Annotated in this window: 19 protein-coding genes; 10 read left to right on the top strand and 9 right to left on the bottom strand. The window is 44.6% G+C overall.

Annotation, left to right across the window (positions count from 1 at the left end; genetic code table 11):
• Positions 1-51: 51 nt before the first annotated feature.
• The 7 genes from lgt to UH38_RS02265 all read left to right on the top strand — a co-directional run bounded on the left by lgt (position 52) and on the right by UH38_RS02265 (position 4,075).
• A complete protein-coding gene (gene lgt, locus UH38_RS02235) occupies positions 52-942 on the top strand; it encodes a prolipoprotein diacylglyceryl transferase (protein ID WP_235355016.1) in 891 nt (296 codons plus the stop codon).
• Between the two features lie 144 nt (positions 943-1,086).
• Positions 1,087-1,887 carry a precorrin-4 C(11)-methyltransferase gene (cobM, locus tag UH38_RS02240; RefSeq protein ID WP_045052949.1) on the top strand — a complete coding sequence of 267 codons (801 nt, stop codon included), beginning with the start codon at positions 1,087-1,089 and terminating at the stop codon, positions 1,885-1,887.
• A 136-nt stretch (positions 1,888-2,023) separates the two neighbouring features.
• Positions 2,024-2,308, top strand: coding sequence for a type II toxin-antitoxin system RelE/ParE family toxin (locus UH38_RS02245; protein WP_045052950.1), 285 nt, complete (start codon positions 2,024-2,026; stop codon positions 2,306-2,308).
• Between the two features lie 7 nt (positions 2,309-2,315).
• On the top strand, positions 2,316-2,621 hold the full coding sequence (locus tag UH38_RS02250) for a HigA family addiction module antitoxin (RefSeq protein ID WP_045052951.1): 306 nt from the start codon (positions 2,316-2,318) through the stop codon (positions 2,619-2,621).
• Between the two features lie 121 nt (positions 2,622-2,742).
• A complete protein-coding gene (locus tag UH38_RS02255; protein ID WP_045052952.1) occupies positions 2,743-3,363 on the top strand; it encodes an SMI1/KNR4 family protein in 621 nt (206 codons plus the stop codon).
• Between the two features lie 225 nt (positions 3,364-3,588).
• Positions 3,589-3,822, top strand: coding sequence for a DUF4258 domain-containing protein (locus UH38_RS02260; RefSeq protein WP_200892241.1), 234 nt, complete (start codon positions 3,589-3,591; stop codon positions 3,820-3,822).
• Positions 3,823-3,832: 10 nt separating this feature from the next.
• Positions 3,833-4,075, top strand: a complete 243-nt coding sequence (locus UH38_RS02265) for a YgiT-type zinc finger protein (RefSeq protein ID WP_045052954.1) — start codon at positions 3,833-3,835, stop codon at positions 4,073-4,075.
• A 48-nt stretch (positions 4,076-4,123) separates the two neighbouring features.
• Here UH38_RS02265 and UH38_RS02270 read toward each other — a convergent pair whose 3' ends face one another.
• From UH38_RS02270 to UH38_RS02310, 9 genes are all read right to left on the bottom strand, one after another.
• On the bottom strand, positions 4,124-4,786 hold the full coding sequence (locus UH38_RS02270) for a Na(+)/H(+) antiporter subunit B (protein ID WP_045052955.1): 663 nt from the start codon (positions 4,784-4,786) through the stop codon (positions 4,124-4,126).
• A complete protein-coding gene (locus tag UH38_RS02275; RefSeq protein ID WP_045052956.1) occupies positions 4,787-5,353 on the bottom strand; it encodes a DUF4040 domain-containing protein in 567 nt (188 codons plus the stop codon).
• Complete coding sequence (locus tag UH38_RS02280; RefSeq protein ID WP_045052957.1) at positions 5,343-5,624, bottom strand: monovalent cation/H(+) antiporter subunit G; 282 nt, start codon at positions 5,622-5,624, stop codon at positions 5,343-5,345. Before UH38_RS02280 ends, UH38_RS02275 begins: the two co-directional genes overlap by 11 nt.
• The gene (locus UH38_RS02285; RefSeq protein ID WP_045052958.1) at positions 5,621-5,872 is read right to left on the bottom strand and encodes a hypothetical protein; all 252 of its coding nucleotides are present in this window, start codon (positions 5,870-5,872) and stop codon (positions 5,621-5,623) included. The genes UH38_RS02280 and UH38_RS02285 overlap by 4 nt, the downstream gene beginning before the upstream one ends.
• Entirely contained in the window at positions 5,869-6,255 is a 387-nt protein-coding gene (locus UH38_RS02290) for a Na+/H+ antiporter subunit E (protein ID WP_045052959.1), read from the bottom strand. Before UH38_RS02290 ends, UH38_RS02285 begins: the two co-directional genes overlap by 4 nt.
• A complete protein-coding gene (locus UH38_RS02295; protein WP_045052960.1) occupies positions 6,252-7,685 on the bottom strand; it encodes a cation:proton antiporter in 1,434 nt (477 codons plus the stop codon). Before UH38_RS02295 ends, UH38_RS02290 begins: the two co-directional genes overlap by 4 nt.
• Positions 7,682-8,017, bottom strand: coding sequence for a cation:proton antiporter subunit C (locus UH38_RS02300; protein ID WP_045053057.1), 336 nt, complete (start codon positions 8,015-8,017; stop codon positions 7,682-7,684). Before UH38_RS02300 ends, UH38_RS02295 begins: the two co-directional genes overlap by 4 nt.
• Before the next feature lie 28 nt (positions 8,018-8,045).
• On the bottom strand, positions 8,046-9,440 hold the full coding sequence (locus UH38_RS02305) for a cation:proton antiporter (RefSeq protein ID WP_045052961.1): 1,395 nt from the start codon (positions 9,438-9,440) through the stop codon (positions 8,046-8,048).
• 434 nt (positions 9,441-9,874) lie between these two features.
• Positions 9,875-10,078 (bottom strand): hypothetical protein, encoded by a 204-nt coding sequence (locus UH38_RS02310; RefSeq protein ID WP_052672219.1) that lies wholly within the window; start codon positions 10,076-10,078, stop codon positions 9,875-9,877.
• A gap of 236 nt (positions 10,079-10,314) precedes the next feature.
• On the opposite strand from UH38_RS02310, the gene UH38_RS26140 reads away from it, so the two are divergent.
• From UH38_RS26140 to UH38_RS02320, 3 genes are all read left to right on the top strand, one after another.
• On the top strand, positions 10,315-10,515 hold the full coding sequence (locus UH38_RS26140) for a hypothetical protein (RefSeq protein WP_235355018.1): 201 nt from the start codon (positions 10,315-10,317) through the stop codon (positions 10,513-10,515).
• A gap of 100 nt (positions 10,516-10,615) precedes the next feature.
• On the top strand, positions 10,616-11,746 hold the full coding sequence (locus tag UH38_RS02315; RefSeq protein WP_045052962.1) for a sodium-dependent bicarbonate transport family permease: 1,131 nt from the start codon (positions 10,616-10,618) through the stop codon (positions 11,744-11,746).
• 106 nt (positions 11,747-11,852) lie between these two features.
• Positions 11,853-12,185 (top strand): P-II family nitrogen regulator, encoded by a 333-nt coding sequence (locus UH38_RS02320; protein WP_045052963.1) that lies wholly within the window; start codon positions 11,853-11,855, stop codon positions 12,183-12,185.
• Positions 12,186-12,233: the final 48 nt, after the last annotated feature.

Genomic DNA, 12,233 nt, shown 5'->3' on the forward strand with positions numbered 1-12,233 from the left:
TTAACTTATTAGTTGGGTTAAAACCAAGTGTGGCGCTGCAAAGCTAAAATTATGCGATCGCCCGTTATTTATAGTTGTATGGTTTTACCCTTAGCTTGGCAATTTACTTCACCAGGTCCGATATTAGTCGATCTTGGACCGATAACTATTCGCTGGTATGGTTTGTTAATCGCATCAGCGGTAATGATTGGCATTACTCTATCTCAATATTTAGCCAAGCGCCGTCATGTTGACCCCGATTTATTGGGCGATTTAGTTATTTGGTTGATAATTGGGGCAATTCCCGCAGCCAGGTTGTATTACGTTATCTTCGAGTGGTCGAGATATGCCCAAAATCCAGAGCGCATTATCGCGATTTGGGAAGGGGGAATTGCCATTCATGGCGCAATTATCGGTGGGACAATAGCGACATTAATTTTTGCTCGGCTCAAACATATTTCTTTTTGGCAATTAGCAGATTTGGTTGCACCCTCTCTGATTCTAGGACAAGCGATCGGGCGCTGGGGCAACTTTTTCAACTCGGAAGCTTTTGGCGATCCTACCAATTTGCCTTGGAAACTGTATATTCCTCCAGAACATCGCCCCTTACAGTTTGCTAATTTTGAGTATTTTCATCCCACATTTTTATACGAGTCGCTATGGAATTTAATGGTATTTGGCTTGCTACTTACCTTATTTTTCCGAGGTTTGCAAGGTAAGCCTCGTCTGAAAACAGGTACTTTGTTCCTAGTTTATTTAGTAGCTTATAGCTTAGGGCGAGTCTGGATAGAAGGCTTGCGTACAGATAGCCTAATGCTCGGACCTTTGCGGATGGCGCAAGTTGTCAGTTTGGTAGGAATTAGTTTAGGATTAGCTGGATTAGTATGGTTATATGGTTACAAACGTTCTTTACCCGATGTTGTCCCCGTACAGCACGAAGATAAAGAACTATCGCGCCGATGAAGTGTAAGAAAAAAGCTCTAGATTTTGACTCTAGAGCTTAACCAGGGTGCATCTACCTTTTGTTACTACATAAGTCGATAATTGAGTTCCGCAAAAAAACGGAAATTTTGAGAAACTTTTTTAAAGAATTAGCGATCGCCCTCTATGTCCGAATCTACAACTTTATTAACACCAGCAGTTTACCTTGTGGGTGCAGGTCCAGGCGATCCTGACTTATTGACAGTTAAGGCGCAGAAACTTATCAGCCAAGCTGATGTACTTTTATTTGCTGACTCTTTAGTACCGCAGCAGATATTAGAATTATGTCGAAAAGATGCAGAAATTATCCGCACAGCCAATAAGACATTAGAAGAAATATTGCCCTTGATGGTGGAGAAAGTGCGATCGCATAAGTCTGTAATCCGCTTGCAATCAGGAGATCCCAGTCTTTACAGCGCTATCCACGAACAAATGCAAGCTTTAGCTGCTGCTGATATTCCCTTTGAAGTTATTCCTGGAATTAGTGCCTTTCAAGCCGCCGCAGCCAAACTCAAAGTAGAATTAACAATTCCAGGACTTGTACAGACAATTATTCTCAGTCGCATCAGCGGACGTACCCAAGTACCTGCAACCGAAGAATTAGCATCCTTAGCCGCCCATCAAGCTAGTTTGTGCCTGTATCTAAGCGCCCGTCATATAGAAGATGCTCAATCTCAACTATTAGAACATTACCCAGCAACAACACCTGTAGCTATTTGCTATCGCTTGGGTTGGGAAGATGAAAAGATTGTAGTTGTATCACTTGACAAAATGGCAGAAGTTACTCATAAAGAGAAGCTAATTAGAACAACTTTGTATGTGATTAGTCCAGCATTGCAGGATATGGGTGAAGTGCGATCGCGTTTGTACCATCCCGAACACAATCATTTGTTTCGCCCCAGAAAGAGTACAGATAGAGTTTTTTAGTTGAGCGATCTCGTTTCTAAAAAAAGAATCACTTAGTCTAATTTCAGAGCATAGATTATGGACATCCGCTGACTTAATTGACAAAAGTATAAATCTTTACTACTGTTTGACGATACTAACGTCAAACAGTACAATCGTGATTATAAGTTTTAAGTCTGATGAGACAAGGCTTATATTTGAAGGCTTGGTATCTCGCTACTACCCAATTGATATTCAAAAAATTGCTTTACGCAAGCTTCTTCTACTTAACGCTGCGGTGTCAATTAACGATTTACGCATCCCACCTGGTAATAGATTAGAGAAATTAGTTGGCGATCGCCAGGGGCAGTATAGTATGCGTATCAACGATCGTTGGAGAATTTGCTTTGTTTGGACAGATGAAAATAACGCGCAGCAAGTCGAAATTGTAGACTACCACTAAGATTAGTATGAACAACCGTTTGCCAAATATTCATCCTGGGGAAATCCTCCGACTAGATTTTTTGGAACCACTCAACATCACACCCTATCGATTAAGTAAAGATATAGGTGTCGCTCAGACAAGAATCAGCGAGATTTTAGCTCATAAGCGTAGCATTACAGCAGATACAGCTTTGCGTTTGTCACGATATTTTGGTAACAGCGCTCAATTTTGGTTGAACTTACAGTTGCAATACGATCTGCGGCAAGCTCAGGAAGAAAATGCAGAGATTTACGATCGCATTCCAGTAGCTCATCTTGCACATTTAGGCTAGAAATGCGATCGCACTTCGTACCATCTCAAACGCGATGTTTATTTCATTCATAAAACTGCAAAGTATACATTAATACAGCAAAATCTGCTTGTAAACTATGAGAAGGTAAAAAATTGGCTTTATGACAGTTTTAACAGAAACGCTCGATCGGCTTGAATATTGGCTGTGGCAGAATCATCCAGGTGTAGCAGAATTATTAAAGCCAGGGCTAACCTCTGAAGAGATTGATAACCAAGTACAAGATTTACCTGTTCAACTAACTCAAGAAATTAAAGAGTTATATCAGTGGACAAATGGCTGCGATTTATTCTTCACGCCCTTTTATGATGAAACTCTTTGCGCGATGCCATTAGAGAACGCGATTCAATATAGCTACCATCAACCTTATGTAGCCTCTGAATGTGAGTTAATCGTGGAAAAATTGGAAGTCCCAACCTTTGTTATGTTTCCAGATTTTGATGACTGGATTCACTTCGCGATTTGTGATGGAAATGAATCATCGCCAATTCTTGTAGTAACTGATGATGGCTACAGTAGATTGGCTTACTCAAGCATAACTAGCATGGCTCTCACAACTCTTGAATGTTACGAGCAAGAAATTATACACGTCAACTATGATTGGGGAAGACTATTTATTCCTAATGAATCTCTACTTAAAGAATTTAACTTTATTCGCAAACGAAATAATACAGCATTCAAATCAGACTCTATTCGAGAAAGGTACAAAATCGATCTTGAGTAAATGGAGGAGGTAGAGCGCGATCTCATTTGTCTTGATAACTCACCTAATTTTAAATCTCAATCGCTGTTGTATAGGGGCGATCGCGTTTATACCATCCCAAACATAATCATTTATTTCGTCCAGAAAAGACTAATAAAAAGGTTGTTTAGTTAGTAATTGAGAGCTTCTGTGTCTCGTAGCGATATTGACCGTATTAGAGAGAAAGTTCGACTTCGCCAGTACGATATGTCAGCCCATGCAATGGAGGAAATGGCTGAAGATTACCTGACCATTTTGGATGTGGAAGCAGCAGTTTTAAACGGTCAAGTTATTCGAGTTGAAAAAGATGACCCTAGAGGCACAAAATATGTAATAAAGGGGACAGCACTCGAAGGGCAAACTCCTGTTGGCGTGGTTGGAAGGTTTGCTAGCAACGGACGATATTTAATTATTACAGTCTATGAAGTCACTGAATTGTAGAGATAAGTATATGTATGGTTATAGTTGTGAATATTGTGAAGGTACAGTTCAGCCTCGCACAGTCAAGCGTGAAGCATTCAAGCATCGGGATGGATTTGTCATTCTTGAGAATGTCACAATTGGAGTCTGCGATAACTGTAGCAATCGATATTACTCAGCAGATATTCTGCATCTAGTTCATGAAATTGCAACGGGCGTAAAATCGCCAGAGAGAACCGAGCAGATTCCAGTTACTCATTTAGAATCAGCGTAATTTGTGTACCAGAACAATTTAGGTAAAGCTGACCGCACTTCACCCTATTTACAACAATCCTCGATAGCGAATAAATACTAAAATTACTGCCCACGATCCTAAAGCAACTTTGATTGCTACTAGGATATTAAGGATAGGAATAATCCCGCCGCTAAATAGTTCGCCTAACTTACCGTGAGGTAATTCAATCCCAACCAGCGTCACCGCCGCCAGCACGATGAACGCCAAAACTGAAACCTTTTCCCAAGAAGCAGCCTGCCAACGCTCGTAAATTGACTCCATCAACTCTGAAGAGGAAACGATCGCCACAAGTCCAATAGCGGTTCCGCCTGCTACTCCTGCAGCAAATCCACCGCCAGGGCTGAGATGCCCCCGAATTGCTAGTTCTACCCCAACAATTGCCGCAATAGTTGCACCTAGTTGTGCCAAAACAACGGAGGTGCGATCGCTAAACCGATGGACAATCTTGAAAGGTCGTTCATTTGCCAGCAAAAATTGAGCGCCCATAATCGCGATCGTAAACACGATCACTTCAAAGATCGTGTCGTACAACCGATTTCTGAAAATTATGCCCGAAACTGCATTGGGTACGCCGCTATCTAGCACAACGGCTTCTACAATCGAGAGATCGCCAGCCTCGGCAATTGGGTTGGGTACGAATAGGAATTTAAAAAATATAGCAATGCCAGCGGCAACGTATAGCCATTTCATTTAATGCTCATCTCCTAAATCTGGTACTGGAGTGTAGGTTAGGCAGGTGGCGGGTAGTGTCAGTTCGGTTTGCAGGATGTTGTGCAAGCGGCGGATGCGGATTGTTGTGTGATAGCGTTGCCCTTCAGGCTCAAAATCTTGAAGATCTGTTGGCGATCGCTCTTTGCAAGTAGCATGAACTTCTTTTGCCATCAATGCTTGCTGTAAAGACTCTGGATCGGGATAAGGAAGTAGTTCTAGCCGCAGATGATATTTTTTGGCAATTGTTCGTAAGTCAGCGAAAGTATCTGCATCCTTCGTCTGACTTAATTCACGATCGAGAACTCCAATTCGCATCACAAGCGACGATCGCACCGCGATCGCATACAGGGCAATTGCCAGCATCGTTCCCACCAATGCCTCAGTTAAAGCCACATCTGCCGCTCCCAAAACAGCATATACCAAAGCAGCGATCGCTCCTAAAATACCGCGAACAACCAGTGCCTTATAGGGATCGACCTGGATGGTGAGTATCACCGCAGCCAAAGGTAGCAAAGCAACGATGACATAAATGTAGCTATCGTCCATCACTTTCTCCACTGCTGGAGCAGTATGCCAGCACGTACCCCAGCACCGTATTCCAAATTGCTAATGATATCAACGCCAGCACGAGTAACGACCATTGGTTGGGAATTTTGAGGAGCAACCCGAAAATGATGCTCATCGAGCCGAGGGTGTCGGCAACTGAAAGGCTGTGCAATTTGAACAAAAGCGATCGCTCGCCGAGTAGGGGAATAGTACCCCAAAACCAGAAGACAATGCCCACGCTGATGCAGATATAGCTGAAAATATCAATCATTGTTCGTTCATCTGTTTAATTGTATGTGCTAGTAACATTAATCCAGCATTGCCTACACTCAAAACGATCGCCCCCACAACTCCAATCATCCAATCGCCACGCGCTACAGAGACAACTAAAATCATCACCGATGCTTTGGTAGCAATACTTGTGAAGGCAAGCATCTTCTGCCAAATATCCTCATCCTGCCATGCCTTATAGATGGGAATCAGCAACGCTACAATCATCGCAATTAACAGCACATTCATTGTTGCCTTTGCCTAACTCGATGAACTTCGTACCAGCCATCTTCGTGGTACTTCACTACAATGGTTTTGGGTGTAAAGGTAATGAGAAATATATCTAAAAATATTAGTCCTGGCGATCGCCTCGGTTTGACTCGTTCCCTTGTGATGTATTCCTGGGTATGGGGACGAAATATTAGTTCAAATGCTTCTACATACGCTTGCGGAATCGCCACCACAATTTTGCCCAATGCCCGCAGCCAGTCTTTTACGGCTCCAGGGGCAGTACGAGGGTGGGGTAATAAAAGGGCGACACAAACGCCAATGATGATATTTGCCACACTCAAGTTAGCTGTGAGCAAAAACCAGATGACCAATCGCAAAATAATATGGAGATAGCCGATCATGCCAGCACCATCCAGAAAAGTACAATTAAAGTCAAACTCATTACCCCGATCAGGTGATCGAATTGCTCCAATAAACGCGGTAGTTTGATAACAAGTTGGCGAAAAATGAATAAATATGCCAGCCAACCTAGAGCGATCGTTGCTAAAGGTTTAACAACATTGGCGAAACTGTAAGCTTCGTAGTACGCTATATTCGCTATAAATAATCCTGCAATCAACAAAGCGATCGCCGCCCAAAAACCAGGTTGAATTTTTGCTTGTTTCTCCTGCCAGTGATGGGGCAGAAAAATGAATTTAGCAAAAGCGATTGCCGTTCCTAGTGCCGCAACGTTCATAGCGATCGCCTGCCAGGGCAATAAACTTTTCATCGTCAATACTTTTGCCCCAAATCCTGACAGTAGCGGAAATCCTGAGATAGAAAAACTAGCGATAACTAGAGCAATCCAGATAGAGGTATGGATCGGCTGCTGTTGCAGTTCCTTGAAGTTGCGACTGGGGAGAACTCCAGCAATCAAAAACAGTGCCGATTTTACTAACCCGTGAGTTAGGGCATAAAATCCACCGACTTCTGGTGCTGCGAGAATAAAGCCCAACTGCGAAACTGTACTAAACGCCAGCATTCGTTTGGTGTCTTTTTCAAAGACGGCATAACCAACTCCTAATAGAGCAGTTCCCACACCAAACAAGCGAATTAGAGGATCTACTTCCTCTACCAGCACAGCGCAGCGCACCATCGGCAGGATGCCTGCTTTAACTACCGCGCCTGACAGCATTGCCGATACAGGCGTTTCCGATTCAGAATGAGTTAAAGGCAGCCACAATCCCGATACAAAAATACCTCCTTTAACCAACAGTCCCGCAAAAATTAGAGCTACTGCTTCTGGGGGCGCTTTGGGCAATCCAGCAAACGTGAAAGAATGGGTGGCTTTGTAAACTAGCACTGCGCCTACTAGGTAAAACAACATGGCAACGTTGCTAGTAAAGAGATAGCGCAAGCCCACCCAAATCGATCTATCCGTTCGCGGGTAAGCAATTAATAAAAATGCGGCGATACTTATTACTTCTAAGGCAACATACAGACTGATGAAATCTGTGCAAGCAAATGCAGCATTGACGCTACCATGCAGAATGGCAATCTGCATATAGAAAAAAGCGCTTCTACCACTGTTCCAGCAGTAGAGAATGACGGCTGCTGTTACTAACGCATTGGTGAGGATAAAAAAGCCGCTCAAGCGATCGAGCAGTAAGGTGACACCAAAGTTATCTAGTAATTGTAGGGTTAGGGTTGGTTGCGTAAACAGCCACAGCGCATAGATTGTAGAAGCGATTGCTACCCCCAACGAGCAGATGCGATCGAACCGAGGGAACAAATAACTGATAAACCCAACGAAAAACGGTAAGGCAATCCAGATAATCGTTAGGGTATTCATGGCGCATTACTCTGCTCGATTTCGCTAGTCTCCAGGGTGGGATTATCCCTTGCTAATTTCATCACCCCTACCAACATTAGTGCCTGAATCGAAAAGCCGATAACGATCGCCGTTAAGATTACTGCTTGGGGAACCGGATCGGCGTAAGTGTCTGTTTTACCATCGGCAAGAATCGGAGTAAATAAGCCATCCCGCGATGCAATTAGCACGTAATAGGCAATTACCCCCGTACTCATCACATCCATTGAGATGATTTTCATCACCAAATTGTTCTTGAAGATGATGCCGAAAAATCCACACAAGATAGTTGCAAAAACACACGCTTCTAACATGGCAAGGATGACAAAATGCACTTAATTTTTAGGTTTTACTTACCGCCGTTGCTTCCATTGAGGGTTCGCCACCTGTAGGTGGTTCCTCAGACTGTCCAAAAGCGACTCGGAGGAAGGGCGGTGCGAGGAAGGTAGTCAAAATCACCATGATGATGATGGCAGCTTCTAAGGGTTTGTCGAGTACGCCACTAGCAGAACCAATGCCTGCAAATACTAGCCCCACTTCACCGCGCGGAATCATACCTACCCCAATTGCTAGGCGATTAATTCCTGGTTGACCGAAGACCGCCCAACCCGTAGCAACCTTACCAACGATCGCCACGACAATCAAAAATACGGCGATCGCCAAGCCAGCGCGGTTTTCAGGGATTAACGGATTGAGAACGCTTAAATCTGCCCTCGCGCCAACGGTAACAAAGAAGATGGGAACTAATAGATCGGCGATCGGTTTTACCAGTTCGTCTAACTCGTTGCGGGCATCAGTTTCGTCTAAAACTAACCCAGCGGCGAAAGCTCCTAATATTGCTTCTAGGTGAATTGCGTTGCCTAAAAACGCCATGAAGAAGGCAAAGATAAATGCTGGAATGATAATATTGCCACGAGTTTCGAGCTTGTTTACAAGGGCAACAAAGGTTTTGTTGAAGATGCTACCTAATAGGATCGAACCGAGCAAAAATGCAGTTGCGCTCACAATTAAGTAAATTACATTCATGACATCGACTTCACCTGTTTTGGCTAAACTGGCAACTACTGCTAGGACAATGATGCCTAACACATCATCAATCACCGCAGCGCCGACAATAATTTGCCCTTCCTTCGACTTGAGCCGACCTAATTCAGACAGCACTTTGGAAGTGATGCCGATGCTAGTTGCCGTCAAAGCCGCCCCAGCAAAAATTGCCGGAATCGCCGCAACATTGAACAGCATCATTAGCCCAACTGTACCTACTGCAAAAGGAACAGCCACCCCAACAAAGGCGACAATCGTTGCTTGAGTGCCGACTGCCTGCAACTGGCGTAAATCTGATTCTAGTCCAATTTCAAACAGCAAAACGATCGCTCCTAGCTCTGCTAGCACCGAAATTACTTCGCTTTGGGATTGGAATACGCTATTTAATGCTTCTGGCGTTAGTCCGTTAATCCATTGCAGAACAGACATCACAGCCGAATCAGTAGCTTGCAGCCCACCTTCAGGAAAAATCACTAAATGCAAGGCAGATACGCCGATAACCACTCCAGCAACCAGTTCGCCCAAAACTGGCGGAAAATCTAACCGTTTTGACACCTCAGCACCTAGTTTGCTGGCAAAATAGATTGCCACGAGGCTTAGTAACACGCCAGAGGAAACAATTGGCGCATTTTCTGCTTCAGCAGTTGCTAACAAAGGAGGAAATAAAGGCGCGATCGCAGAAATAAAAAACATGAGTCAGGGTTTTTCTAACGACAAGTTCAAATCAAATTGCCTGTAGGACGGGCGGTTGCGCGTCCTTACTAACAATCGTTCTTTAAACAGTAACAACTTTGCTATACGCATGGTCAACCGTTTGACGCAGAGCTTCAGTGCGGTTGGGGTGCAAGCGAAAATAGTTGGTAAGCGGGTAAATTCAAGCTAACTAGAAATACGATAGTGTTTGTAGTGTTAAAGAAAGCCTATTTGTTGAGTATATCCCTGGAATTGATATTGAATCGACATGAATAACTAAAAATAATTACATTAACATTTATGCTCAGAAGTAATCGCATTTAACGATGCCCATCACTTGCCGCTAATGAACTCCTGCTCCCAACAGAAAACCTGAATATGCTTGGGTGTATGGGCGTAGTTAGATAAAGAGCTAGACTTAATCCTCGATAGCCTCAACACCAAGTTGCCGCAGTGGTAATTGGAAGTTCTCGTCTTTTGAATCCTCTCTTGATTGTTTCGGTTTCGCCAATTTCATAAAGACTAATCGAACCATCCTCAATAGTAAAGATTTGCTCAATTGTCGCATCCGCCAGCAAATTGCCTTGCAAATCTCTGCCGATCTGATGAGCCGTAACGACATTTCGACGAGTTTTCATCCATCTCGAATTTCAACGTCTTAAGCTGCACTTGAATACTCTTAAAACGACTTGTTGGGCTGCTGCCCCCGACTGCTGGCTTCGCGAAGCTAGCGATCTAAAAACCATAGAGAATCTCTATAGAGACAAAAACTTTTTTCTCGATCGTCCAATAAATACTACTACCCGAAGTAGCGTACAGTTAAAAATATTCAAATGATTTAACTATTGGGATTTATCGTAGACGTGAGATTAGTTTGAGACTCAATTTGACCAAACATCAATTAATCGAGGTGTCCTATCATGACTTAGTTTTTCAGGGATTGAAGTCGCTCGGCAATCATTCTCGGCAGTCTGTTGTTGAGACATATTTGAGTGCGCGATCGCAGATGCTAGATTCCATTTTTCAGCCAATTTTATCTACAGCCGACCCTTTCTATGAAATGGGTTGCTTATAGTTATTTCGCTCTAGTGAAGCACCTCACTCTTGCTCTCTTTAGCTATTGAAAGTTCATTTATTGCAATCCTCTTCATCAGAGGAGGCACAAGGAGGTATTCGTGGATTTTTGGTCCTTTTTTTTAATGGACTTTGTTAAGCAGTTGCAGTCCCCAACACTCGCCTTTTTGATTGGTGGGATGGTCATTGCTGCTCTCGGAAGTGAATTGGTAATTCCCGAGTCGATTTGTACGATCATCGTCTTTATGCTGCTCACCAAAATTGGTCTGACCGGTGGAATTGCCATCCGTAATTCCAACCTGGCGGACATGGTGTTACCCACGATCAGTGCTGTAGTAGTAGGGATCCTTGTTGTCTTCATCGCGCGTTATACATTAGCCAAGCTGCCGAAGGTCAATGTCGTCGATGCGATCGCAACTGGGGGGTTGTTTGGAGCCGTGAGTGGATCCACTATGGCTGCTGGTCTGACGGTACTGGAAGAACAAAAAATTTCATACGAGGCATGGGCTGGCGCACTCTATCCCTTCATGGATATCCCAGCGCTTGTAACGGCAATTGTTGTAGCCAACATTTATCTCAACAAGAAGAAGCATATTGCAGCAACCCAAGCTACCAAGCAGGAGTATCTCAGCAAGCAGCCTGTTGCGGTAGGCGATTATGCCGATAAACAGGATTATCCCAGCAGCCGCCAGGAGTATCTCAGCAAGCAGCAGGGTCCTGCGGCTAATCGGGTCAAGATATGGCCGATCATCGAGGAAAGCCTTCGGGGTCCTGCCTTATCGGCAATGTTGTTAGGACTCGCTCTTGGCATATTCACCCAGCCGGAAAGTGTCTATAAAAGCTTCTACGATCCCCTCTTTCGCGGCTTGCTTTCGATCTTGATGCTGGTCATGGGTATGGAGGCTTGGTCAAGGATTGGCGAACTGCGCAAGGTTGCCCAGTGGTATGTCGTGTATAGCGTGGTGGCACCGTTTATTCATGGGCTGCTCGCCTTCGGTCTTGGCATGATTGCCCACTACACCACGAACTTCAGCATGGGCGGCGTTGTGATTCTGGCTGTCATTGCCGCCTCTAGTTCAGACATATCAGGTCCGCCCACGTTGCGAGCCGGCATCCCGTCAGCCAATCCCTCCGCCTATATAGGCGCGTCCACAGCCATCGGTACGCCAATTGCGATCGGCTTGTGCATCCCGTTCTTCGTCGGTCTCGCTCAAGCGATCGGCGGACTCTAATCCCAGACGGGTCGCGGTCTGTCGGTGCTACGTTGGCTTGGCAGACCAAGTAGATCGATATAATCGATATACAAGATCGATATAGATATGTAAGGAGGTAATCAATATGGCCAAGCCAGCCAAAAAGCTCGTCATCGTCACCGAAAAGGTTCTGCTGAAAAAGATTGCCAAGATCATTGATGAAGCTGGGGCGACCGGTTATACGGTGGTGGAGACTGGCGGTAAAGGCAGTCGTAACGTGCGATCGTCGGGACAACCGATCGTTTCTGACACCCAGGCGAATGTGAAGTTCGAGGTGCTCACCCCCGATCGGGATATGGCCGAGGATATCGCGGATCGGATCGCAATTAAGTTTTTCATCAATTATGCGGGCATTATCTATATCTGTGACGCGGAGGTTCTGTACGGGCATAGTTTCTGTGGACCAGAGGGCTGTTGAATTGAGACGACGCAGACCTCAAAAACTGGGGGCGTAACTACCCGCCGC

Origin of the sequence: Aliterella atlantica CENA595 (assembly GCF_000952155.1) — a bacterium.
GTDB classification, from domain to species: Bacteria; Cyanobacteriota; Cyanobacteriia; order Cyanobacteriales; family Chroococcidiopsidaceae; genus Aliterella; species Aliterella atlantica.